We start from the raw sequence: 22,528 nt of genomic DNA, 5'->3' as shown, positions 1-22,528 counted from the left end.
CGCGCCGCGTCGGCGGGCAAGGCGCGCGCGGTGGACGTGATCTAAGCTGAACTCACCGGCGGCCGTGCCATCGCACGGTACGCGAGCGGCAGAGGAGGCAGTCATGGAACAGCGGAAACTTGCACTGATCGTCGGCGCGGGGCCGGGGCTGGGGCGCTCGCTCGCTCGCCGTTTCGGCGCAGCCGAAATGAACGTCGCGCTCGCCGCGCGCAACGTCGATCGGCTGGAGAACCTGAGCGTGGAATGCGCGGGCATCGGCCGCGGTGCGCATGCCTATTCCTGCGATGCGAGCCGCGAGGCGGACGTTGCGGCGCTGTTCCGGGCGATCCGCGGCGACTACGGCTGTCCCGACGTCGTCGTGTATAACGCGGGCGCGTTTCTCGCGCGCGGCATCGTGGAGACGAGCGCGGAAGAATTCGAGCGCTGCTGGCGGGTCGGCTGCTTGGGCGGCTTCCTCGTAGGGCGCGAGGCGGCGCGGGCCATGCTCGAGCGCATCGGGCAGGGCGGTGCCGGGGGCACCATCCTGTTCACCGGCGCGACCGCGAGCCTGCGCGGGAGCGCGGGCTTCCACAACCTCGCCGTGGGCAAGTTCGGCCTGCGGGCGCTCGCCCAGAGCATGGCGCGCGAGCTCCAACCCAAGGGCATCCATGTCGCGCACGTGATCATCGACGGCCGCATCAGGCCGAGCAGCGTGGTCGAGCATACGGACGCCGCGGACGGGGATTCCCTGCTCGATCCGGACGCGATCGCCGAGGCCTACTTCCAGTTGTACCGGCAACCGCGCAGCGCCTGGACACAGGAGCTGGACCTGCGTCCGTGGGTGGAACGCTTCTGATCGGCCGGGCGGGCACCATCGCGAAATTCGCGACGCCCGCGCGCGGCACCGGGCACGTCGCACCCATCGTTCCGCTGCTCCTTGCAACTTGCCGGACGGTGTGTGAAGATTCGCCCCTTGTATGCGCTGTGTATTTGTAACTACATGTTTTGTAATGAAAAACATGTGGTGCATCGAGGTTTCGGACGGTCCCGGAATCTCCTTTCCTGCCGTACAGCGAAACCCGTTTTCCCGGTCGCGGTCCCGTCCCGGCTTGCGGGGTTTCCCGCGTCCGGCACGGGTCTCCCGAAAAAAATATCGTTCCCGGGCGTGTCCGCCCGGGGCAGGAAGGCGTGGTGTGCTGATGGAAGTGGTTCGCGGTTTGTCGCTGGCATTCATGCCGGCGGCTTCGCTCCGGGCGTACCCGGAACAGTGGTGGGACGACGTGCTCGGCATCGCGATCCTCGGCGACGGGGACGCAGGGCTCGTACCGCCTGCGATCCCGACCGCCCGCATTGCCACCCCCGTCCTTGAAGGGCCGCAGTCCATGTGCGAGATCTGGCGCACGCGCGGGCCGCTGGAGACGGGCTTGCGCGGGCGGGTCCGCTACCGGTGCAGCGACACGATGCTGTTCGGCGCCCTCGAGATCGGGGAGGGCGCCGTGCCGGTCGGGGGAGCCTCGCGATTGCAGCATGCGACGGAGGCCGCCTATCGGGAAGTGTTCGGTCTGCTCGACGAGAAGGGCTATCGGGCGCTCTTCCGTGCCTGGAACTACTTTCCCGGGATCAATGACGAGGCCGACGGCAGCGAGCGTTACCGGCAGTTCAACGCCGGGCGCCAGGAAGCCTTCCGCGCCGGCGGCCGCAGCACGACCGGGCACGTTCCCGCGGCATGCGCGCTGGGGACGGCGGGCGGACCCTTCACCCTGTATTTCCTGGCATTGCGCGAGGCGCCCGTTGCCATCGAGAATCCGCGCCAGGTCTGCGCGTATCATTACCCGCAGCAGTACGGGCCGCGCAGTCCGACGTTCGCCCGTGCGAGTCTGGCCCTCTCCGAGGCGCCGCCGGTGCTCTTCGTGTCGGGAACGGCGAGCATCGTCGGGCACAGGACGCTGCATCCGGCGGACGTGGTGGCGCAGACCGAGGAATCCTTCCGCAACATCGCGGCGGTGCTCGCCGAGGCGGGACGGGTTGCGCCCGATGGGACCCGGTTCGGGCTGCGGGATCTTTCCTACAAGGTGTACGTGCGCCATCCTGCCGACCTGGGCGCCGTGCGGGCGGGCGTTCGCGAGCACGTCGGCAGTGAGGCGCCGGTGGTATTCGTGCAAGCCGACGTGTGCCGCGCCGATCTGCTGGTCGAGATAGAGGCCTCGGGCGGGCATGCAGTGGAGGAGGCTTGATGGGGATGGCTGATGCGGTGGCGGTGCGTGGAATGCCGGGGCCGGCAGTGCTCCTGCTGGCGCTCGCTGCGCTGAACGCGGGCGGCGCAATGGCTGCGGAGAAGCCCCTGTGGGAACTGGGTGCAGGCCTCACCGTGCTGCAGTTCCCCGCCTATCGCGGTTCGGACGAAAACCGCCTGTTCGTGCTGCCCGTGCCCTATGTCGTGTACCGGGGCGAATTCCTGAAGGCCGACCGGCAAGGGGTTCGCGGCACCTTCTTCGATAGCGACCGTGTCGAAGCGAGCCTGAGCCTGGGGGCCTCGCCGCCCGTGAGCAGCGATCGGGTGAAGGCGCGCGAAGGCATGCCGGACCTGAAACCGACGGTGGAGATCGGGCCGTCGCTCGATGTGCGCCTGTGGCGGTCGGACGACGAGCGCCTGCGTCTGCGCACGCGGCTGCCCTTGCGTGTCGGTTTCACGGTGGAAGGCAGCCCGGAATCGACGGGCTGGCAATTCTCCCCGCAACTCAACCTGGACTGGCGTGATCCGGCCGGGATGGCGGGCTGGACGCTGGGTGTCGTGGCCGGGCCCGTCTATGGCGACCGGCGGCAGAACCGGTATTTCTATGCCGTGGAAGCGAACGAGGCGACGCCGCTCCGCCCGGCCTTCGATGCGCGCGGCGGCTACGGCGGGACACAGGTGCTTGCCGCGCTGTGGAAGCGGTTTCCGGGCTGGTGGGTCGGGGGCTTCGTGCGCTACGACAGCCTCCGGGGAGCAGTGTTCGAGGACAGTCCCCTCGTGAAGCGCAAGGATTACGTCGCCGCGGGCCTGGCGGTGACCTGGGTGCTGGGCGAGTCTTCGCGACGGGTCGAGGCCGATGAGTGAGCGCAGCAGGACGAGGCCCGGCCTGGTGCGCCGGCTGCGCGAGTACGTGCTGCTGTATCTCGGGCTGGGCTACCTCGGCGCGATCTGCCTCCTGTGGACGCCGTTCGCGATGGTGCTGCACCCGCTCCTGCCGGCGCGCGCCGGACGCCGGATCGGCCGCTTCATCATCAACCAGGGCTTCAACAGCTACATCCGCTTCCTGACCCTGATCGGCGCCTGCCGCTTCGACCTGTCGGCGCTGGACAAGCTGCGCGGGCAGGGGCCGCTGATCCTCGCACCGAATCACCCGAGCCTGCTCGACGCGGTGATGGTGATCTCCCGCCTGCCGGACGTCGCGTGCATCATGAAGGCGGGGCTGATGGACAACATCTTTCTCGGCGCCGGCGCACGTCTCGCTCGCTACATCCGCAACGACTCGCCGCTGCGCATGGTGGGCAGCGCGACGAGCGACCTGTCGGCCGGCAGCTTCCTGCTGGTGTTCCCGGAGGGCACCCGCACGACGCGCATGCCGCTCAATCCGCTGCTGAGCAGCGTCGGACTGATTGCGCGGCGGGCGAAGGTGCCGGTGCAGACGATCTTCATCGAGACGGAGTCGCCCTATCTGTGCAAGGGCTGGCCGCTCTTCCGCAAACCCGAGATGCCGGTGACCTACCGCGTCCGGCTGGGGCGCCGCTTCGACCCGCCGGTCAGCGTGCAACCGTTCATGGCCGAACTCGAGCGCTATTTCGTTGCCGAACTCGCGGGTGCGGTTCTACCGCGACCGCCGCGCGGCGACGGTGGCAAAATGTCGTCGTCCACGATCTGAACCTGTTCCGGTTGCAGCCATGACGTTCCATCAGGTCACCCTGCCGAAATCCGCGCCGCTGCCGAGTCCGGTGGCCGCCCCGACGTCCACGCATCTGGTGCTGATTCCGAGCTACAACCCGGGACCCAAGGTGTTCGAGACCGTGCGCGCCGCGCGCCACCAGTGGATGCCGGTATGGGTCGTCGTGGATGGCAGCACGGATGGCACGACCGACGGACTGCGCCGCATGGCAGAAGAGGATCCGGGCCTGCGCGTGATCGTGCTGCCGCGGAACTCGGGCAAGGGCGCAGCGGTGCTGCACGGCATCGGACTCGCGGCGAAGCAGGGGTTCACGCATGTGCTGACGATGGACTCGGACGGCCAGCACCCCGCGGAGCTGATTCCCGATTTCATGGCGGCGTCGGCTACCAGGCCCGAGGCGATGGTGCTGGGCATGCCGGTGTTCGACGCCAGCGCGCCGGCGCTGCGTGTGCGCGGACGCAAGGTGTCGAACTGGTGGGCGAACCTCGAGACGCTGTGGATGGGGATCGGCGATTCGCTGTTCGGCTTCCGCGTGTATCCGATCGACCCGCTCGCCAAGGTGATGCATGGCCAGCGCTGGATGCGTCGCTTCGACTTCGACCCCGAGGCAGTCGTGCGCATGGCCTGGCTGGGGGTGCCCCCGGTCAATCGCCCGGCGCCGGTGAAGTATTTCGGCGCCGACGAGGGCGGGGTGTCGCATTTCAACTACGCGCGCGACAACCTGCTGCTGACGTGGATGCACACGCGTCTGTTCTTCGGTTTTCTCGTGCGCCTGCCGATGCTCGTCGCGCGCCGCGTCAGATCATCCCGCCGTTGATCGAGATCACCTGCCCGGTGATGTAGGCCGCCTCGGCGGACGCCAGGAAGCCGATCAGGTCGGCGACTTCCTCGGGCTTGCCGGCACGTTTCATCGGCACGATGCGGGCGATCGCGTCCGCGTCGAAGGCCTGTTCGCTCATCGCCGTGTCGATGATGCCGGGGGCGACCACATTCACCGTGATGCCGCGGCTGGCCAGCTCCTGCGCGAGCGATTTGCTGGCCGAGTGCAGCGCGCCCTTCGCGGCCGCGTAATTGGTCTGGCCGCGGTTGCCGGTGATGGCCGCGACGGAGGAGACCGTGATGATGCGCCCCCAGCGCGTGCGGATCATCGGCATCGTCAGCGGCTGGGTGACGTTGAAGAAACCGTTCAGCGACACGTCGATGACGCGCTGCCACTGGTCGGGGCGCATGCCCGGGAAGACCGCGTCGTCGTGGATGCCGGCGTTGTTCACGAGGATCTGCAGCGGAGCGTCGGCCGTGATCGCTTCGAGCGCGGCGGCGGTTGCGGCCGCGTCGGTGACGTCGAACGTGACCGCCTGCGCGCTGCCGCCCGCGGCACGGATTTCGCGCGCCAGTGCCTCGGCCTTGTCGGCCTGCCGGTTGGCGTGGATGAAGACGTGATGACCGTCGCGGGCGAGGCGACGGCAGATCGCCGCGCCGATGCCGCCGCTGCCGCCGGTGACGAGGGCGTGCTTCAAGATCGACTCCCGTTGGGGTCGCCGGCGAGGACGCCCGCGTCGAGGATCACCGCGGCACGCCCGGAGACGAGCATGCGGCCGGCGGCCGCGACGGTGAAGGCATAGAGGATCTGGTTGTCGTTGCCGGTGATGCGTTCGGCACGGATGTCGAGGTCGGCGGCGAGCGTGTCGAGGCGCTCGACGCCGATCTCGACACCGCGCACGCTGGCGAGGTAGCCCGCGCGCGGCGCTTGTCCGGAAGGCGCGAGCAAGGCGCCGTGCATCGCCATGGCCTGCGCCGCGTACTCGATGGCGCTCGTCGCCGGCAGGCCCCAGGCCTCGCGCAAGGGGTTGCCGGCGTCGCGATGGCTCGTCGCGTGGCAGCGGATCGTGTCGGCATCCCATTCGTCCACGCCCGCGAGCAGGCACATGCTCCCCTGATGCGGAATGCGCAGTGCGATGGCGGCGCGGTCGAGCGCTGCGCTTGGCTGGCTCATGCGCAGAAATCCACTGCGAGGCGGGCGTGGTCTAGATAGTCGAGCACGACGCGGCCGCTACGGTCCCGGGCGATCGCGGCCAGCAAGGGCAGGCTGCGGGCGGCCGGGATCGCGCGGCGCAGTTCGTCGAGCGCCGGGTCGGCGAGCGAGTCCGCGGACCCATCCGTGAGTTGGGCGGAAATCCGGCCGATCGCTCGCCCGTCGGTCTCCGGTGTCAGCAGCAGCGCAACGCCGAAGGCGTCCGGGACCGGGCGTTTCGCGCGCAGGGGTTCGGGGTAGTCGGCGTCGTAGGCGATCAGCAGGCACGGCGCGCGATCGACCGCGACCTGGGTGATCGCTTCGAGGAGCCCCGCCGCGAAACTGCCGTCGTAGGCGCACAGGACCGCCGCGGACGCGGTCGCGCCGGTCGCGATGCTCCAGTAGCCGGCGGCAGCGTTATGTACGGAGTTGTGAAAGCGTGTCGGGGAGATCTGCCGGTCGTCGGAGGCGAGCGTCTCGCAGATCTGATGGCAGTTGACGCCGTCGCCGCCGGATGACGAGAACACCGTCGCGAGTTCGGCAGGATCGACGCCGGCGGCGCGCGTGGCTTCGAGGCCGACGGTCAGGGCGAGTTTGACGACGCGCACGGCGCGCCGGCGCTCGGCGGGCGGGAGGAGGTCCGGCGCGGCGAGGACGGTCTTCGCCGGGGCCCAGGCGGTCTCGCCGGAGAGGATCGCGGCGCAGGCGGGCCAGTCGGCGAGTCCGGGACCGAGCACGCCGATGCTGCGGATCGAGGCGGAAGGCGGGGTAGCCATCGTCGGATTCATGCTGCACGGCCGAGGATCAGGCTGCAGTTCGTGCCGCCGAACCCGAAGGAATTGCTGAGCACGCGCCGCACGCTGCGCCGGCGCGTCGCGAGCACGTAGTCGAGTCCCGGCTCGGGATCGTTTGTCCCGGCGCCGGCGGGAAGGATGCCGTCGCGGATCGCCAGCGCGGCGATCACGGCCTCGACGCCGCCGGCGGCTCCGAGCGTGTGCCCGGTCGCACCCTTGGTCGAGCTGCAGGGCGCCGCGTTGCCGAACAGGTCCGTCACGGCCCGGCCTTCGGCCGCGTCATTGCTCGGCGTCGCGGTGCCGTGCAGGTTGATGTAGTCGATATCCTGCGGCGCGAGTCCGGCGCTCGCGAGCGCGGCGGCCATCGCATGGCGCGCGCCGCGCCCCTCGGGATGCGGCGAGGACATGTGGTAGGCGTCGCTCGATTCGCCGCTGCCCAGCAGCAGGATCGCGTCGGGCGGCAATGCGTCCGGCGTGCGTTCGAGCAGCGCGAAGGCGGCGGCCTCGCCGATCGAGATGCCGTCGCGCGCGCGGTCGAAGGGCCGGCAGGCGTGCGAGGACGTGAGCTCGAGCGAATTGAAACCGTACAGGGTCGTCAGGCACAGCGAATCGACGCCGCCGACGAGTGCCGCATCGATGAGTCCGGCCGCCATCATGCGTGCGGCAGCGGCGAAGACCTTCGCGCTCGACGAGCAGGCCGAGGACACGACGACGGCGGGTCCCTTCAGCCCGAACCAGGCCTGCACGAAGGCGCCGACGGAAAACGTGTTGTGCGAGCCCGCGTAGTCGAAATCCTGCGGCAAGGCGCCGGTCTGCGGGTCGCGTCGCCGATAGGCGAGTTCGGTCTCGAGGATGCCGGAGGTGCTGGTGCCGAGGAACACGCCGATGCGGTCGTTGCCGTAACGGGCCGCAGCGGCGCGAACGGCATCGGCAAAGCCGTCCTGGACGAGGCCGAGCTGGGCGAGGCGGTTGTTGCGGCAGTCGAAACGGGCGAGCGCAGCCGGCAGCTTCTCTTCGTCTGTGCCAGCGACCTCGCCGATCCAGGTGGGCAGGACGACGGTTTCGAAATCACACGGCTTGAGGCCGGATGCGCCCGCGAGCAGGGCTTCGCGCAGCGGCTCCCGGCCGCGCCCGAGGCAGGTCGTCGCGGTGTAGGAGGAGATCAACAGCGGATGCACGGCGCCTCGGAAGCTAATGAAAAAAACGGCATTTTAGCAAAAGGCCGGGCGCATCCGGACCCCGTCGGGCGCAAGGAGGCACGGCCGGGTCCGGAGGGCCCAGAAGCGAAGACGGCATTGGCGACGCGCTCTTCGGCGGGGCAGCAGCTACTCGCCGCGTGCGAGGCAAAGGTACGCACGGAAGGGGTAGTCATGCCAGCGCAGCGGCAAGGGTGACGGGGGTGAGGCTGGCGCCGGCGCAGCGCTCGAGAAGGCGTGGGAGGGCGTCGAGGATCACCGCCCGGCCCGACGTAGTCCGCGCCGCGTTGCCGTCGTGCAGCAAGAGGATGTCGCCCGCAGCGAGGCCGTCCGAGAGCCGGCGGACGACGGATTCCGCATCGCCGTTACGCGTGTCGTAGGCCCGCCGCGTCCATGAAGCAAGTTGCAGGTCCAGTTGCGCGAGGACGGGTTCGAGGAAGGGGTTGCGCAGTCCGGCCGGTGCGCGGAAGAAGCGCGGCTTGCGGCCGCAGGTCTGTTCGATCGTCTCCTGCGCGGTGGCGATCTCGCGTGCGAGCCAGCGCGGCCCGCGCAGCGAGAAGGTCTTGAGGTGGTGCTCGCTGTGATTCTCGACGGCATGCCCGCGCGCGACGATTTCGCGGGCCACCGCCGGGTGGCGCCGTACCTGCCGGCCGATCACGAAGAAGGTCGCGCGCGCGCCGTGGGCGTCCAGCAGGTCCAGCACGCGGGGCGTGATTTCGGGGTCGGGGCCGTCGTCTATCGTCAGCGCAAGCTCGCCGCGTGCGGCGGCGGCGTCGGGGAGTCGCGTCCAGTTGGTGCCGAGCAGGCCACAGCGCGGCAGGAGTCCGGCGGCTGTCAGCAGGCCGTGGTTGGCGACGAGGGCACCGGCCGCCCACGGCCATGCGTCGGGGCGCAGCGCGACCCCGGCCGCCGCGGCCGCGTGAAGCGCGGCGGAGAGATGGATCAGCGCTCCGGGGCGCCAGCGGCGGGGCATGAGGGGCGTGCGAGGGTTGCTGCGAACAGCAGTGCGAGGAGGGCGCCGGGGCCGACGGTACCGCCGATCGCCTGCAGCACCGGAACCGACGAGAAGGCGAGGACGCCGAAGCCGGCGACCGTCGTGAGGTTGGCGAACAGCATGGAGGCGAGCGTGCCGGGTGGGGGGCCGTCGCCGTCGCCCTTGCCGTCGAAGAACAGTGCATAGTTGGAGCCGACGGCGACGATCAGCAGCAGCCCCACGAGGTGCAGGATCGTCAGCGCGACGCCGGCCAGCAGCAGCCCGGCGACCACGACCAGCACGGATGCCGCGAGCGGCAGCAGCACGCGGATGACGCGCCGTGCCGAGCGCAGGGTTGCCCCGAGCAGGGCGACGATGCCCAGCACGCCGGCGAGCGAGAGCTGGAGCGCCTCCCTGAAATAGCCGGCGTACAGGCGGTCGGATTCGCCCTTCATGTCGATGAACAGGGCGTCGGATCCGGGTGCGCCTTCGAGCGCGTGGCGCACGGCGGCGGTGTCGATCTCGCTCGGATGCGCTCCCGTCGTCGGTGCGCGCAGCGGCAGCAGCGCCGTCCAGCGTTCGCCCTGGCGCATCAGCAGCGAATCGACGGCGATGGCGAAGCTCGTGCCGTCGAGGTCGGCGCGTGTCAGGGGGGCGCGCTCGCGCGCCGCGGCCACGTCGTCGACGAAGGGTTCGAGCCGCGTGGCCGGGAGAGGAAGCCCATGCGTGGCTTCCGGCAGGCGGGCGCGAAGTTCGGCCGCATCGGGCAGCGCCGCCTTCCGTTCCAGCTGCCGCGCGCGGGAAGGCAGGTAGAGCGACGGGCTCTCGAAGCCACCGATCGCCCCGGACTCGACGAGCGGCTGCAGTCGGTCGGAAGCCGCCTCGGCGGCTTGCAGCGCCGCTTCCGCGTCGGCCGCGCGCACGACGACCATGTAGCGCACGTCGGGCGCACCGACATCGGTGCGCAAGGCGAGGTCGAGCGCCTGGGCCGCCGGCGGCACCGGACTCAGCGCTGCCAGCTCGTGATTCCAGAGGCGGTCCCGCTGCGCATACACCACGCCGCCCGCGGCACAGGCCAGTGCGATCAAAGGCCAGCGCAGTTTTCTCACAGCGGCGGCCAGCCCGCGAAGCCGCACGCCGAGGGGCGTGACGTCGCGGATCGCGAACCCGGCGGGCAGCAGCTGCGGGAGGATAAAGCGCGTCGTCAGCGCGGCAGCCACCAGTCCGGCGATCGAATACAGCCCCAGCTGCGCGAGTCCGGGAAAGCCGGAGAACATCAGCGCGCCGAAGCCGCAGATCGAGGTCAGCACGCCCAGGCGTATGGTCGGCCAGAAGGTATCGCGGCCGCCGCGCGTGCCCGACTGCACGAACAGGTAGATCGCGTAGTCGACGGCTTCGCCGATCAGCGTCGTGCCGAATCCGAGGGTCACGCCATGCACCATGCCGAACCCCAGGCTCACCGCGGCAACCCCCGCCAGTGCCCCGGACACGACCGGCAGCAGGCCGAGGACGAGCGCCGTCGGCGAGCGATAGATGAAGAGCAGCAGGGCGACGATGATCGCCGTCGATACCAGTGCGAGGCGCGTGACCTCGCTCTCGATGGTCGCGCGCGAATCGACCGCGAACGCCGGAGCGCCCGAGATCAGCAGCTTCAGGTCCGCTCCCGCGGGGAGCTTCGCCGCCTCCGCAGCAAAGGCGCTGCGCAAGGTCGAGATTGCTGCCTGCTGGCGATCGAGGTCCGAACCCGAAGCGCGTGTCTGGGCGAGCAGCAGTGCGCGGCGACCGTCGCGCGATGCCCATACGCCTTCCCGCGTGGCCGGGCGCGCCCCGCCGTCGAGCCGTTCCAGCAACTGCATAAGCTCGCCGGTCGGATCGCGCGGCAGCAGCGCCTTCGTGAGCATGCCGAGCGGCGATGCGAGCAGATCGACCGACTCGCCGATCGCCTGCTGCAGCCCGGCCGTCGTGAAGCGTTCGGTGGCGGTCGCCGGACTCAGCAGGTAGCGGTGCGTGAACAGCAGCGCCTGGTCGCGTTCGCGGTGCACGGGTTCGCCGTTCGCGACCATGCCGAAGGCTGCGTCGGTACGCAGCCGTTGCGCCAGTCCGCGCGAAAGCTGCGCGCGCTGCCCCGCGTCGCCGCCTTCGATGCCGACCAGCAAGAGGCGCGACACCATGCCGTCGCGCAACTGTTCGACGAGAACGCGCTGCTCCTCGTTGGGGGCTTCGGGCAGGAAGGCGGACAGGTCGGTCGTGAAGCGCGTCTGGGCGGCCACGGCGATGCAGGCCCCGACGAAGGCCAGCCACAGGAGCAGGGCCGGCACGAAGCGGCGCGTCACCGTATCGGCCCCGTCGCGACGATCTCCATCACCGAGCGGTCGCCGTCGGCCTGGATGATCTCGATCTCGCGCAACTGTCCGCGCGTTCCGGCGATATTGATGCGGACGATCACCTCTGCCATGCGCTGATCGCGCGGCAGCAGCGTCAGCGTCCAGCGTTCGGCACTGCCCGCAAGATGCAAGGCATAGGTGCGCTCCAGCGTCGCGCGGTCGCCGGCGAGGGTCGCGCGGATGCTGTCGATGAAGCCGGCGACTGCGCCGTAATCGGACAGACGGACGCTGAACTGCTTCTTGCCGCGCGTGACGGTCAGGTTGTCCCCCTCCAGCACCAGCGATTCCGGCCGCGGCTTGAGCGTGATCTTCTCGAGACGGTCGGGTGCCTGGAAACGCAACTCGCCCGAGGACTCCACCGGTTGGTCGAGGACTGCGAGGTGCTTCCGCTCCACGAACGTCGCCTGCCCGCTGCTCTGTTTGCCCAGGGCCTGCATCAGCTGCGCGATGGTCCAGCCCTCGGCGGCTGCAGCCGGCCCCGCAATGCCCAGGGCGGCGCCAAGTGCAAGCAGGATCGCGATTGACCAGCGCAGGTATGCGGCTCGTGACACGGAAACTCCACTCCCTCCGGTCAGCGGGCGTCGCGGCGGCGCGCGCTTTGCCAGAAGTCGAAAAAATTGAACCAGTTGAACGGCGCCTGCCGCGCGTAATAGGCAAGACGGGCGGCGTAGTGTTCGATAGCGTCGTGCTGCAGGCGTGCCCGGTTCTCGCGCGTCGCGGCGGAAAAATCCGCGATCCGCTCGAAATGCACGTCGTAGCGATTGCCGCCGCGATACAGGCCGACCATCAGGATCACCGGGCGCTTCAGCATTGCGGCGAGGCGCCACGGGCCGACGGGAAAACTTGCCGGCGCGCCGAAGAATTCCACGATCTGTCCAGGTTCGTCGCCCGGACTACGGTCCGCAAGGATGCCGACCAGCGAGCCGTCGTCGAGCCGCTCCTTCACCTGCAGCATCGAGTCCAGCTTGCCCAGCGCAATGATGTCCTGCCGCGCCGCCGGATTGATCGCCGCGAGCGTGTCGTTGATCTTGCGCGCGTTGTCCTCGTACATCACCATCGCGACGCGCATGCCGGGCTGCTGGCGCCCCATGGCCCGCATCACCTCGAAGCTGCCCATGTGCGCGCCCATCAGGAACACCCCTGCGCCGCGCGCCACCGCCTCCTTGACGAGTTCGCCGCCGTGCACGCGGATGTCGAACAGGTCGAAACGCTCATTCACGAGATAGACGCGATCGTGGATGGTCGCGGCGAAGGTGTAGACATGCCGGAACAGCTCGCCCAGTGACGGCTTGCGGCCGAGCGCATGGGCGAGCCAGTCGCGCGAAGCACGGCGTGCCTTCGGGGCAAAGAGCAGGAAGTAGACGGCGATCAGCCCCAGCACGGCGCGGCCCGTCGGGCGCCCGAGGCGCAGCGAGATCCACGTCATCAGGCGCAGCGTCGCGTAATTGCTGCGTTCCGTCTGCGTGGTCCATTCCGCGCTGCCGCGGGGGGCGCGTTCGGCGGAAGTATCCGTCATGGTGCGCCGACCCGCAGGGTTCCGGTCGCGACCACGTCGTCCGCGGCGAAGATGTCGAAGCGCCAGCCCGACGCGGATTCGCCGAGCCGGATGCGCAGTTCGGTGTCCGGGCCGACCGGCCGCAGGAATTTCGCCGCTGCGATCTCGTAGCGCGGCAGCGGATGTCCGCTCACGTTGCCGAGCGCACGGACGGCGAGCCCGAGCAACACGACGCCCGGCAGGATGGGGCGTCCGGGAAAATGGCCCGCGAACGCCGGATGATCGGCGGCAACGGTGATGGTGGACTCGTGGATCATTCCGCGTTGCCCAGTTTTCGCCGCAGCGCGTCGAGCGCGGTACGCGGAAGCTTGCCCGTGGCGTTGCGTGGAAGCTCGTCGGCGAAGAGCAGGGGGCGCGGCAGGAACAAGGGGTCGATGCGCTCGCGCAAGGCCTGCAGCAAGGTCGCGCGGTCCAGTTCCGGCGCCACGACCACGGCCGTGAGGCGGGTCACGCCGTCGGCCTCGTCGTCGGGCACGAAGAAGCTGCCATCGACCACGCCCGGGATGGCATTCAGCTGGTGGTTCAGATAGCCCAGCGAGCTGCGCTTGCCGGCGATGTTCACGAGATCGGCCGAGCGCCCATGCAGCAGGAAGCGGTCGCCCGACGTCGGTTCGATGATGTCCCCGAGGGCCGTCGGCGTCTCGACGTGGCCGCCGCGCGCCCAGGTCTTCCCGTCCTCGACACTCAGCTGCAGGCCGCGCATCAGCTGCCATTCGGCCGTCTCCGCGGTGCGCCGCGTGGCCGTCTGGCCCGTCTCCGTGCAACCGTAGATTTCGACCAGCGGGCACTGCAGGCGCGCTTCGACCGCAACGGCGAGGTTGCCCGACAGCGGAGCCGTCGCCGACACGACGAGATCGGCCGGCGGCACGCTCACGTCGGCAGCGAGGAGCGTGCGCAGGTGGAAGGGCGTCGACACCAGGACGCGCGGACGGGGAACGGCGTCCAGGGCTTCCGCGATGTCCGCGGGATAGAACGGCCGCCCGGACCAGATCGCGCCGCCCGACAGCAGCGCGAGCAGCACGGTGGACTCGAAGCCGTACATGTGTTGCGGCGGCACCGTGCCGACCAGCGTGAAGGGCGTGCCGACGACGCCGAGCCGGTCGGCCTCCGCCGCGATGTTGCGCACCAGCGGACCCCAGGTCTTGCGATGCGGCACCGGCGTGCCGGTCGACCCGGACGTGAAGACGTACGCGACGATCTGATCGGGGTCGATCGCCGGCACCGCCAAGCCTTCGGGCGATGCCTCCGCTTCGCCGGCTTCGCGGTACCGATGCTGCGGCAGCTCGATATCGCACGCCGCGCTGTCGGTCAGGCAGAACGCGTCGGGTGCGAATGCCAGCAGCTGACGGACCGTTTCCGGCGTATGCGTGGATGGCAGCAGGCTGATCTTGCCGCGCACCAGGCTCGCCGCGACCCCGACGGCAAAGCGGTAACGGTCTGCGCACACGTTCAGGACATGGCCGCCTGCGGGCAAATCCGAGGCGAGGCGTCGCACGTCGGCGAGGAAGCGCCCCGCCGTGACCGGGCCATCGGGCCGCCAGGCGACCACGGCGTCGGATCGTTCATGCGAAAGGAGCGGCAGTGCCGCGGGGCACGGCGGCGTCATCGCTCGTTCACCGGCGCCGTGCCTGTCGTCGACGACGCCCGCCGATACGCATGGAAGGCGTCGAGGATGCTGCTGCGGTCTTCCGGCACCACCTTCAAGCGCACCAGGTACTCGGCAACGAACATCAGGCCGACGAGCGGCATCGTCAGCAGGTTGGCGAACGTCGACCACGCTTCGAGCGTCCCGAACGCGAACAGTGCGCACGAGATTGCGGCGGTCGCGATGAAGAACACGGTCCAGGCGATCGTCACCTGCCGGGTGTAGCGGGCAAGCGCGGGGCTGATCGTGCCGTGCATGGCCCGTGCGATGCGCGTGCACATCGGCTCGCGTCCGGCCGCGAGCGTGCGGCCGAAGCCGATCGCGAGCAGGACATTGGTGCCGACGTGCTGGACGAAATACAGCCATCCGACGTTGTGCGCGAGCGTCGGCCAGACCAGTGCGAGCGCAAACGATCCGGCCGCGAGCAGCGCGAACATCGCGCCGCGCCGGGGCGACTGCCATGCAAAACCGGCCGCGATCGCGGCGAAGGGGGCGATCGCCAGCAGCGCTCCCCAGGACGACTCGTCCACCAGCGCGCTCGTGTAATGCGCGATCGCCGCCCAGGCGATCACGACGACGGCGACCGCCAGCCCGCGCCCGGCGCGGGCGAGTCCGGCCCTCATTTCGTGCGGTTGGCCGCGACGTACTCGGTGAGGCTGCGCAGGGAGCGGAAGATCCTGACGTTGTCCTCGTTGTCGGCGCGCAGCTGGAAGCCGTAGCGCTTTGACACGACCAGGGCCACTTCGAGGATGTCGATCGAGTCGAGGCCGAGGCCCTCGCCGAACAGCGAATCGTCGGCCGGGATCGACTCGGGCGCCATGTCCAGGTTGAGGGCTTCGACGACGAGTGCCGCCACTTCGAGGCGCAGTGCGTCGAGATCGGCGGGAGAGGAATTGGCGGCTTGATTCATGGATGGGCGAGAGAGGTGTTGATCCTGCGGCGGTGCGCGTTCCCGAAGGCGCGGCGCACACCGGCCGCGAGCGTACCGGAGTCTGGCGCAAGGGCGCCCGGTCACGATAGCTGCTCGCGGTTGCAAAATGTTTGTCAAAACCCTGCAGTCTAGCGGATCCGCGTGATGCGTGCAGCCATGGCGAGGCTCACCGCTATTGGCGTACGGTACGCCGCCGGGGCACTTGTCCGCTATCATGAAGCGCCGACGCCGCAGCCTTCAATGCGGTTTCACACGGTAACAGAACGCCCGCAACAGGATGGACTCCCAAGGTGAGCAAGGCATTTACGAAGGAAGGCGAAGGCCAGGACGAAGACGACGACGTCCCCGTTTCGGTACGCCTGCCGCCCGGCAGCAAGAACTACATGACGCGCCGCGGCTATGACGCGCTGCGGGTCGAGCTTGACCAGCTCGTGCGTGTGGAGCGCCCCAAGCTCGTCGAGACCGTGGCCTGGGCGGCGTCGAACGGTGACCGTTCCGAGAACGGCGACTACATCTACGGCAAGAAGCGCCTGCGCGAGATCGACCGCCGCATCCGCTTCCTGATCAAGCGCATCGAGTCGGCCGAGGTCGTCGATCCCGAGCGCCAGCAGGGCATGGAGCAGGTGTTCTTCGGCGCCACCGTGACCGTGCTCGACGTCGAGGACGAGAGCGGCGAAGGCGAGCAGACCTGGCAGATCGTCGGCGTCGACGAGGCGGACGCAACCTCGGGCCGCATCAGCTGGATCTCGCCGCTCGCGCGCGCACTGATGAAGGCGCGCGAGGGCGACATCGTGCGCTTCCAGAGCCCGGCGGGTCCGCGCGAGATCGAGGTCGTCGAAATCCGCTACGAGTGATCCGTCCGGGCGGTACTTGAAATTCCGCGAACGCGCCCCATATGCAGGCGCGTTCCTGTGTAACTGGAGTTTCCACCGATGACCACCGCCGCCGGCGCCCAGACCCTCAATTTCCAGGCCGAGGTGAAGCAGCTGCTTCACCTGATGATCCACTCGCTGTACTCCAACCGCGAGATCTTCCTGCGCGAGCTGATCTCCAACGCGTCGGACGCCTGCGACAAGCTGCGCTTCGAGGCGCTCGACACGCCGGCGCTCTTCGAAGGTGAGGGCGAGCTCGCGATCCGCATCTCGTTCGACAAGGACGCGAAGACCGTCACCGTCGCCGACAACGGCATCGGCATGAGCCGCGACGAAGCGATCGCCCACCTCGGCACCATCGCCAAGTCCGGCACCAAGGAATTCTTCTCGCAGCTCACCGGCGACCAGAAGAAGGACGCCCACCTCATCGGCCAGTTCGGCGTCGGCTTCTACTCGGCCTTCATCGTCGCCGACAAGGTCACCGTCGTCACCCGCCGCGCGGGCCTCCCTGCCGCGGAAGGCGTGAAGTGGGAATGCTCGATGACCGGCGATGCCGCCGGCGAGTACACGGTCGAAGCGGTCGACAAGGCCGGCCGCGGCACCGAGATCACGCTGCACCTGCGTGACGACCAGGAAGACCTGCTTTCCGGCTGGAAGCTGCGCGGCCTCATCCGCAAGTACTCCGACCACATCGTCCAGCCCATCCTGATGAAGAAGGAGGAATGGGACCAGGACAAGAACGAGCAGGTCACGACCGACGAGGACGAGACCGTCAACCAGGCCAACGCGCTGTGGACGCGCTCGAAGAGCGACATCACCGAAGACGAGTACAAGGCCTTCTACAAGCACGTCGGCCACGACTTCGACGAGCCGCTCGCGTGGAGCCACGCCCGCGTCGAAGGCCGCCACGAATACACGCAGCTCCTCTACGTCCCGTCGCACGCCCCGTTCGACATGTGGGACCGCAACGCCCGCCACGGCATCAAGCTGTACGTGAAGCGCGTGTTCATCATGGACGACGCCGAGAAGCTGATGCCGATGTATCTGCGCTTCGTGCGCGGGGTCGTCGATTCGAGCGACCTGCCGCTCAACGTATCGCGCGAGATCCTGCAGGAGAGCAAGGACATCGACACGATCCGCGCCGGCTGCACGAAGAAGGTGCTGGGCCTGCTCGAAGACCTCGCGACCAGCGAGGACGCCGCCGAGAAGGAGAAATACGCGACCTTCTGGAAGGAATTCGGCAAGGTGCTGAAGGAAGGCGTCGGCGAGGACGTCGCCAACAAGGAGAAGATCGCCGGCCTCTTGCGCTTCGCCTCGACGCACAACGACACGCCGGACGAGACCGTGTCGCTCACCGACTACATCGGCCGCATGAAGGAAGGCCAGGACAAGATCTACTTCGTCACTGCCGAGACCTTCAATGCCGCGAAGAACAGCCCGCACCTCGAGATCTTCCGCAAGAAGGGCATCGAAGTGCTGCTGCTCTCCGATCGTGTCGACGAGTGGGTGATCGGCAACCTGACCGAGTTCGACGGCAAGCAACTCCTCTCCGTCGCGAAGGGTGGTCTGGACCTGGGCAGCCTCGAGGACGAAGCGGAGAAGAAGGAAGCCGAGAAGGCCGCCGACGAGTACAAGGACCTGCTCGAGAAGATGAAGACGAGCCTCGGCGAGCGCGTCAAGGAAGTGCGCGTCACACACCGCCTGACCGATTCGCCCGCCTGCCTGGTCGCCGACGAGCACGACATGGGGATGAACCTTGCGCGCATCCTGAAGGCTGCCGGTCAACAGGCGCCGGCGTCGAAGCCGATCCTCGAGATCAACCCGAACCACCCGGCGGTGATGCGCCTCAAGTACGAGGAAAGGCAGTTCGACGACTGGGCCGCGGTGCTCTTCGACCAGGCGCTGCTCGCCGAAGGCGGCACGCTCGACGACCCGGCCACTTTCGTCAAGCGTATCAACCAGCTGATGATGGCGATGAGCGGCAACTGATCCGCCTCCGCCGCCTCTTCGGCATCATCGAAACCGCCCGCTTTTGCGGGCGGTTTCGCGTTTACGCGGCGCCCGGCTTCCCTGAGGCCACGGAGGCGACCTCCGCCTGGGCGCGGTCCAGGGCGGGTGCCGCGAGGGCGTCGTAAAGGGCGCGCGGCGACACCGACTTGGAAAAGCCGTAAGCGATCACGGAGGCGGCCATCAGCGGGATCAGCATCTGGTGATTGGCGGTCATCTCCATGACGATCACGAAGGACGTGATCGGGGCGAGCGTCATTCCGGAAAGGAAAGCCACCATCCCCAGGATCACCAGCGCCGGTTCGGCATTCCCGGGACTCAGGCCGGCGAGGGCGGAACCCAGCCCCGCGCCGACCGCCAGCGCGGGGGCGAAGAGACCTCCGGGAATCCGGCTGACGAAGGCGAGCCAGATCACCAGCATTTTTGCCGCGAAGAAGTAGACCGGCAAAGGGGCGAGGCCTTCCAGTGCTGCCTTCGACTCGGCGTAGCCGGTCGCGTAGGTGGCGCCTCCCGTTGCGAGCCCGACCAGGGCTGTCGCGAGTCCGCAGCCGCCCGCGAAGGCGATCGGGTGCGCTGCGGCGAAATCGCCGACGCGGCCCGGCAGGCCGCGTGCCGACGCGACCAGCAGCCGGCTGAACGTACCCCCCAGGAGGCCCCCGGCGGTACCGCATATCAGGACCGGCCAGATGCCGAGCGGCCAATTGAGTGCGGCGGGCGTGCTGCCGAAGTACGTGTAGTTGCCGAGGATGCCGAGCGACATCAGGCCCGCGAAGATCACTGCCGTCAGCGTCGTGCCGTTGGCGCGGAAGGCGTGATCGCGGCACATCTCCTCGATCGCGAACATTATTCCGCCCACGGGCGTGTTGAATGCAGCGGCAATGCCCGCACCGCTGCCGGCAACGATCAGGTTGCGGCTGGATGCGATGCGGCCGAAACGTCGCCCGGCCAGCGCATGCATCACCGATGCGCCGATCTGCACGGACGGCCCCTCGCGACCGATGGATGCCCCGCAGAGCAGGCCGCCCAGAGTCAGGAACACCTTGGCCACGGCGATCTTCAGCGACAGCAGCCGGCCGCGTACTGCGGGATCAGGGCTGAGCGAAGCGGCAATCGTCTGCGGGATGCCGCTGCCCTGGGTCGCGGGGACGAAACGGCCGGAGAGCCACGCCATGGCGGCAAATCCGGCCGGGGCGACCAGGAGCGACAGCCACGGCGAGGTCGCAATGAGCCGGGCGTGCAGGCCGATTGCACGTTCCGACCCGATGGCGAAGACGATGGCGATGAGGCCGGCGAGCAGCGCTGCGCCGACGAGGAGCGCACGCCTGCGCCAATGGCCCACCGATATGAGCGGGTTGGTGTAGCGGCGGCCTGTACGCGCGATCTGACGGAAGGTGAGAGAGGCGCGTTTCTCGTCCGTCGGCAGCTTGGGGGGCGACACGATGCTCCGTTGCGATCGAAGTCCGGAAGGTCCGGATTGTTGGGAATAAGCGGTGTCTCCGCTACGATATCCGTAAAAGACGGTATCCGGACATGAAGCGTCCGGTATAACATTTGTGAAAATATTTTCCGGGGTTTCCCGGCATTGAGCAAAGGGAAGCTTCAAGCGTGAGCAAACCGTCTGACCCCAAGCAGCAATCGCAGGTGACGCCGCTGTCCGTACTGCAGCGCTTCCGGGTACTCATCCGCACTGCGCAGCGCCACTCCCAGTGGGTCGAGAAGCAAAGCGGCGTGACCGGCGCCCAGCTATGGGCACTGCAGGAGCTTCTCGAGGAGCCCGGGTTGCGCGTCGGCGAGTTGGCCAAGCGGATGGCGCTGCACCAGTCGACCGCCTCCAACATGATCGACAAGCTCGAGACCAACGGGCTCGTCCTGAAGGAGCGAACGAGTGCCGACCAGCGGGTCGTGCGCCTGTCCCTGACGACGGCCGGGCGCCAGTTGCTCGCGCGTGCGCCGTCGCCCGCGCGCGGCGTGCTGCCCGAAGCCCTGCGCCTGCTCGACGAAGCGGCGCAGGCACGCCTGCAGCAGGAACTCGACGGGCTGCTGCATCAGATCAAGGATCTCGACGAGGGCTTCGGCATGCAGCCCTTGCCGTTTTCGGAATAAGGGCGGCGCCGCGGGGCGGGTGCCCGGCGGCGTTCAGGTCTTCTTCGACAACTGCCGCATCGCCCGCTCGAGTCCCTCCAGCGTCATCGGATACATGCGCTGCCCCATGATGCCGTTGATGATCTCGATCGACTGACGATAAGGCCATAGCCGCTCGGGTTCGGGATTGAGCCAGGCGGCGGCGGGCCAGGCATCCAGCAGACGCCGCAGCCAGGTCGCTCCCGCTTCCGCGTTCATGTGCTCGATCGAGCCATGCTGGTGCAGGATCTCGTACGGGCTCATCGTCGCGTCCCCGACGAAGATCAGCTTGTAGTCGGGCCCGTACTTGTGGATCAGGTCGTGCACCGGGAGTGTTTCCGCATGCCTGCGGCGGCTGTCCCGCCACACGCCCTCGTACACGCAGTTGTGGAAGTAGAAGTGCTCCAGGTGCTTGAATTCCGCGCGGCAGGCCGAGAACAGCTCCTCGCAGGCCTTCACGTGATCGTCCATCGATCCGCCGACATCGAGGAAAAGCAGCACCTTCACCGCATTGTGGCGCTCGGGGCGCATCATCAGGTCTAGCCAGCCCGCGTTGCGCGCGGTCGCCGCGATCGTGCCGTCGAGGTCGAGCTCGTCCGCCGCGCCTTCGCGCGCAAAGCGCCGCAGCCGCCGCAGGGCGACCTTGATGTTGCGCGTACCGAGTTCGATGGAGTCGTCCAGGTTGCGGTATTCGCGCTTTTCCCAGACCTTGATCGCGGTGCGATTGCCCGCCGACTCCCCGCCGACGCGGATGCCCTCGGGGTGATAGCCGCCGTTGCCGAACGGGGACTTGCCGCCCGTCCCGATCCACTTCGAGCCGCCCTGATGGCGCTCCTTCTGCTCCTCGAGACGCTTGCGGAACTCCTCCATCAGCTTGTCCCAGCCCAGTTTTTCGAGTTGTGCCTTTTCCTCGGGCGACAGATGTTTCTTCATCATCGCCCGCAGCCATTCCTCCGGCAGCTCCTTCTCCAGGCCGGGAATCTCCGTTACACCCTTGAAGTACGCAGCGAACGCCTGATCGAAGCGGTCGTAGCGCGACTCATCCTTCACCAGGCAGGTGCGCGCGTAGAAGTAGAACTCGTCGATCGCGTGCCCGCACACGCCGTCGCGCAGCCCCTCCAGCAAGGTCAGGAACTCGCGCGTGGAAACAGGCAGCTTGCTCGCCTTCAGATGCAGGAAGAAATCGATGAGCATGTGATTCGCCCTTGGCGTGGCTTCTCGGCTTTCGAACGCATCCGTTCGTCAGCGGTTGTGCCGGGCCATGAAGACCAGTCGTTCGAACAGGTGCAGGTCCTGCTCGTTCTTGAGCAGCGCGCCGGCAAGCGGCGGCACGACCGCGCGCTGATCCTGGCTCCGCAGCGTCTCGGGCGGAATGTCCTCGGCCACGAGCAGCTTGAGCCAGTCAATGAGCTCGGAGGTCGAGGGCTTCTTCTTCAGGCCGGGAACGTCGCGCAGGCCGAAGAACACTTCCAGCGCCTCGCGCAGCATATCCTTCTTGAGGTCGGGGAAGTGGACATCCACGATCTGCTGCATCGTGTCGCGATCGGGAAAGCGGATGTAGTGGAAGAAGCAGCGGCGCAGGAAGGCGTCCGGCAACTCCTTCTCGTTGTTCGACGTGATGAAGACGATCGGCCGGTGGCGCGCCTGGATCGTCTTGCGCGTCTCGTACACGTGGAACTCCATGCGGTCGAGTTCGCGTAGGAGATCGTTGGGGAATTCGATGTCCGCCTTGTCGATCTCGTCGATCAGCACGACGCACGGGCTGTCGGACTCGAAGGCCTGCCACAGCACGCCCTTGACGATGTAGTTGGCGATGTCCTTGACGCGGTCGTCGCCCAGTTGCGAGTCGCGCAGGCGCGAAACCGCATCGTATTCGTAAAGCCCCTGCTGGGCCTTGGTCGTGGACTTGATGTGCCACTGCAGCAGCGGCAGGCCGAGCGACTCGGCCACCTCTTCGGCGAGCATCGTCTTGCCGGTGCCGGGTTCTCCCTTGATCAGCAGCGGCCGCTGGAGCTTGATGGCCGCGTTCACCGCGAGCATCAGGTCGGGGGTGGCAACGTAGTCGCGTGATCCTTCAAAGCGCATCGGAGAAGTCCTTTCGTTGGCGAACCCTGATTATAGGGTGTCCAACCGAAGA

At 68.2% G+C, this 22,528-nt stretch carries 23 protein-coding genes; 8 read left to right on the top strand and 15 right to left on the bottom strand.

Annotated features, from left to right (window positions below; translation table 11 throughout):
* The first annotated feature begins 103 nt into the window (after positions 1 to 103).
* The 5 genes from GPA22_RS10035 to GPA22_RS10015 all read left to right on the top strand — a co-directional run bounded on the left by GPA22_RS10035 (position 104) and on the right by GPA22_RS10015 (position 4,719).
* On the top strand, positions 104 to 835 hold the full coding sequence (locus tag GPA22_RS10035; RefSeq protein ID WP_169255927.1) for an SDR family NAD(P)-dependent oxidoreductase: 732 nt from the start codon (positions 104 to 106) through the stop codon (positions 833 to 835).
* A gap of 343 nt (positions 836 to 1,178) precedes the next feature.
* Entirely contained in the window at positions 1,179 to 2,213 is a 1,035-nt protein-coding gene (locus GPA22_RS10030) for a chorismate transformation FkbO/Hyg5 family protein (RefSeq protein ID WP_246264237.1), read from the top strand.
* Complete coding sequence (locus GPA22_RS10025; protein WP_246264227.1) at positions 2,213 to 3,076, top strand: MipA/OmpV family protein; 864 nt, start codon at positions 2,213 to 2,215, stop codon at positions 3,074 to 3,076. Before GPA22_RS10030 ends, GPA22_RS10025 begins: the two co-directional genes overlap by 1 nt.
* Positions 3,069 to 3,881 (top strand): lysophospholipid acyltransferase family protein, encoded by an 813-nt coding sequence (locus tag GPA22_RS10020; RefSeq protein ID WP_169255926.1) that lies wholly within the window; start codon positions 3,069 to 3,071, stop codon positions 3,879 to 3,881. Before GPA22_RS10025 ends, GPA22_RS10020 begins: the two co-directional genes overlap by 8 nt.
* A 19-nt stretch (positions 3,882 to 3,900) precedes the next feature.
* On the top strand, positions 3,901 to 4,719 hold the full coding sequence (locus GPA22_RS10015; protein ID WP_211169039.1) for a glycosyltransferase family 2 protein: 819 nt from the start codon (positions 3,901 to 3,903) through the stop codon (positions 4,717 to 4,719).
* Here the strand turns inward: GPA22_RS10015 and fabG are convergent.
* The 12 genes from fabG to GPA22_RS09960 form a co-directional block, all read right to left on the bottom strand.
* The gene (fabG, locus tag GPA22_RS10010) at positions 4,700 to 5,419 is read right to left on the bottom strand and encodes a 3-oxoacyl-ACP reductase FabG (protein ID WP_169255925.1); all 720 of its coding nucleotides are present in this window, start codon (positions 5,417 to 5,419) and stop codon (positions 4,700 to 4,702) included. The genes GPA22_RS10015 and fabG overlap by 20 nt on opposite strands.
* On the bottom strand, positions 5,416 to 5,895 hold the full coding sequence (locus GPA22_RS10005; RefSeq protein ID WP_169255924.1) for a hotdog family protein: 480 nt from the start codon (positions 5,893 to 5,895) through the stop codon (positions 5,416 to 5,418). Before GPA22_RS10005 ends, fabG begins: the two co-directional genes overlap by 4 nt.
* Entirely contained in the window at positions 5,892 to 6,689 is a 798-nt protein-coding gene (locus GPA22_RS10000) for a beta-ketoacyl synthase chain length factor (protein ID WP_169255923.1), read from the bottom strand. Before GPA22_RS10000 ends, GPA22_RS10005 begins: the two co-directional genes overlap by 4 nt.
* A gap of 8 nt (positions 6,690 to 6,697) precedes the next feature.
* A complete protein-coding gene (locus GPA22_RS09995) occupies positions 6,698 to 7,885 on the bottom strand; it encodes a beta-ketoacyl-ACP synthase (protein WP_169255922.1) in 1,188 nt (395 codons plus the stop codon).
* 190 nt (positions 7,886 to 8,075) lie between these two features.
* Positions 8,076 to 8,876 (bottom strand): polysaccharide deacetylase family protein, encoded by an 801-nt coding sequence (locus GPA22_RS09990; RefSeq protein ID WP_169255921.1) that lies wholly within the window; start codon positions 8,874 to 8,876, stop codon positions 8,076 to 8,078.
* Positions 8,846 to 11,209, bottom strand: a complete 2,364-nt coding sequence (locus tag GPA22_RS09985; RefSeq protein ID WP_169255920.1) for an MMPL family transporter — start codon at positions 11,207 to 11,209, stop codon at positions 8,846 to 8,848. The genes GPA22_RS09990 and GPA22_RS09985 overlap by 31 nt, the downstream gene beginning before the upstream one ends.
* Positions 11,206 to 11,811, bottom strand: coding sequence for a LolA-related protein (locus tag GPA22_RS09980; RefSeq protein ID WP_169255919.1), 606 nt, complete (start codon positions 11,809 to 11,811; stop codon positions 11,206 to 11,208). The genes GPA22_RS09985 and GPA22_RS09980 overlap by 4 nt, the downstream gene beginning before the upstream one ends.
* Before the next feature lie 20 nt (positions 11,812 to 11,831).
* Positions 11,832 to 12,776, bottom strand: a complete 945-nt coding sequence (locus tag GPA22_RS09975; protein ID WP_169255918.1) for a lysophospholipid acyltransferase family protein — start codon at positions 12,774 to 12,776, stop codon at positions 11,832 to 11,834.
* The gene (locus GPA22_RS22620) at positions 12,773 to 13,072 is read right to left on the bottom strand and encodes an ApeI family dehydratase (RefSeq protein WP_211169038.1); all 300 of its coding nucleotides are present in this window, start codon (positions 13,070 to 13,072) and stop codon (positions 12,773 to 12,775) included. Before GPA22_RS22620 ends, GPA22_RS09975 begins: the two co-directional genes overlap by 4 nt.
* Positions 13,069 to 14,364 (bottom strand): AMP-binding protein, encoded by a 1,296-nt coding sequence (locus GPA22_RS09970; RefSeq protein ID WP_343036002.1) that lies wholly within the window; start codon positions 14,362 to 14,364, stop codon positions 13,069 to 13,071. The genes GPA22_RS22620 and GPA22_RS09970 overlap by 4 nt, the downstream gene beginning before the upstream one ends.
* Positions 14,365 to 14,417: 53 nt before the next feature.
* The gene (locus tag GPA22_RS09965) at positions 14,418 to 15,083 is read right to left on the bottom strand and encodes a COG4648 family protein (RefSeq protein WP_169255917.1); all 666 of its coding nucleotides are present in this window, start codon (positions 15,081 to 15,083) and stop codon (positions 14,418 to 14,420) included.
* Entirely contained in the window at positions 15,080 to 15,370 is a 291-nt protein-coding gene (locus GPA22_RS09960; protein WP_169255916.1) for a phosphopantetheine-binding protein, read from the bottom strand. Before GPA22_RS09960 ends, GPA22_RS09965 begins: the two co-directional genes overlap by 4 nt.
* Before the next feature lie 311 nt (positions 15,371 to 15,681).
* Here GPA22_RS09960 and greB point away from each other — a divergent pair, with 311 nt between their 5' ends.
* Positions 15,682 to 16,245, top strand: a complete 564-nt coding sequence (greB, locus tag GPA22_RS09955) for a transcription elongation factor GreB (protein ID WP_169255915.1) — start codon at positions 15,682 to 15,684, stop codon at positions 16,243 to 16,245.
* A 78-nt stretch (positions 16,246 to 16,323) separates the two neighbouring features.
* On the top strand, positions 16,324 to 18,252 hold the full coding sequence (gene htpG / locus GPA22_RS09950; RefSeq protein WP_169255914.1) for a molecular chaperone HtpG: 1,929 nt from the start codon (positions 16,324 to 16,326) through the stop codon (positions 18,250 to 18,252).
* Between the two features lie 61 nt (positions 18,253 to 18,313).
* Here the strand turns inward: htpG and GPA22_RS09945 are convergent, their stop codons facing one another.
* Complete coding sequence (locus GPA22_RS09945; RefSeq protein WP_343036001.1) at positions 18,314 to 19,708, bottom strand: chloride channel protein; 1,395 nt, start codon at positions 19,706 to 19,708, stop codon at positions 18,314 to 18,316.
* Positions 19,709 to 19,875: 167 nt separating this feature from the next.
* Here GPA22_RS09945 and GPA22_RS09940 point away from each other — a divergent pair, with 167 nt between their 5' ends.
* Positions 19,876 to 20,373, top strand: a complete 498-nt coding sequence (locus tag GPA22_RS09940) for a MarR family winged helix-turn-helix transcriptional regulator (RefSeq protein ID WP_343036000.1) — start codon at positions 19,876 to 19,878, stop codon at positions 20,371 to 20,373.
* Positions 20,374 to 20,406: 33 nt separating this feature from the next.
* Here GPA22_RS09940 and GPA22_RS09935 read toward each other — a convergent pair whose 3' ends face one another.
* On the bottom strand, positions 20,407 to 21,585 hold the full coding sequence (locus tag GPA22_RS09935) for a vWA domain-containing protein (RefSeq protein ID WP_169255913.1): 1,179 nt from the start codon (positions 21,583 to 21,585) through the stop codon (positions 20,407 to 20,409).
* Positions 21,586 to 21,633: 48 nt separating this feature from the next.
* Positions 21,634 to 22,476: an AAA family ATPase gene (locus GPA22_RS09930; protein WP_169255912.1), complete on the bottom strand. Its 843-nt coding sequence runs from the start codon at positions 22,474 to 22,476 to the stop codon at positions 21,634 to 21,636.
* Between the last annotated feature and the right edge of the window lie 52 nt (positions 22,477 to 22,528).

Origin of the sequence: Aromatoleum toluvorans, assembly GCF_012910905.1 — a bacterium.
Classification (GTDB): domain Bacteria; phylum Pseudomonadota; class Gammaproteobacteria; order Burkholderiales; family Rhodocyclaceae; genus Aromatoleum; species Aromatoleum toluvorans.
The sequence above is the reverse complement of the archived record's forward strand: the minus strand, read 5'-3'. Positions and strand labels throughout refer to the sequence as shown.

Excerpts from the sequence above, each read along its gene's own strand:
- GPA22_RS10035 (WP_169255927.1), top strand. The coding sequence starts at position 104 with ATGGAACAGCGGAAACTTGCACTGATCGTCGGCGCGGGGCCGGGGCTG.
- GPA22_RS10030 (WP_246264237.1), top strand. The coding sequence starts at position 1,179 with ATGGAAGTGGTTCGCGGTTTGTCGCTGGCATTCATGCCGGCGGCTTCG.
- GPA22_RS10025 (WP_246264227.1), top strand. The coding sequence starts at position 2,213 with ATGGGGATGGCTGATGCGGTGGCGGTGCGTGGAATGCCGGGGCCGGCA.
- GPA22_RS10020 (WP_169255926.1), top strand. The coding sequence starts at position 3,069 with ATGAGTGAGCGCAGCAGGACGAGGCCCGGCCTGGTGCGCCGGCTGCGC.
- GPA22_RS10015 (WP_211169039.1), top strand. The coding sequence starts at position 3,901 with ATGACGTTCCATCAGGTCACCCTGCCGAAATCCGCGCCGCTGCCGAGT.
- GPA22_RS10005 (WP_169255924.1), bottom strand. The coding sequence starts at position 5,895 with ATGAGCCAGCCAAGCGCAGCGCTCGACCGCGCCGCCATCGCACTGCGC.
- GPA22_RS10000 (WP_169255923.1), bottom strand. The coding sequence starts at position 6,689 with ATGGCTACCCCGCCTTCCGCCTCGATCCGCAGCATCGGCGTGCTCGGT.
- GPA22_RS09990 (WP_169255921.1), bottom strand. The coding sequence starts at position 8,876 with ATGCCCCGCCGCTGGCGCCCCGGAGCGCTGATCCATCTCTCCGCCGCG.
- GPA22_RS09975 (WP_169255918.1), bottom strand. The coding sequence starts at position 12,776 with ATGACGGATACTTCCGCCGAACGCGCCCCCCGCGGCAGCGCGGAATGG.
- GPA22_RS22620 (WP_211169038.1), bottom strand. The coding sequence starts at position 13,072 with ATGATCCACGAGTCCACCATCACCGTTGCCGCCGATCATCCGGCGTTC.
- GPA22_RS09965 (WP_169255917.1), bottom strand. The coding sequence starts at position 15,083 with ATGAGGGCCGGACTCGCCCGCGCCGGGCGCGGGCTGGCGGTCGCCGTC.
- GPA22_RS09960 (WP_169255916.1), bottom strand. The coding sequence starts at position 15,370 with ATGAATCAAGCCGCCAATTCCTCTCCCGCCGATCTCGACGCACTGCGC.
- htpG (WP_169255914.1), top strand. The coding sequence starts at position 16,324 with ATGACCACCGCCGCCGGCGCCCAGACCCTCAATTTCCAGGCCGAGGTG.
- GPA22_RS09935 (WP_169255913.1), bottom strand. The coding sequence starts at position 21,585 with ATGCTCATCGATTTCTTCCTGCATCTGAAGGCGAGCAAGCTGCCTGTT.
- GPA22_RS09930 (WP_169255912.1), bottom strand. The coding sequence starts at position 22,476 with ATGCGCTTTGAAGGATCACGCGACTACGTTGCCACCCCCGACCTGATG.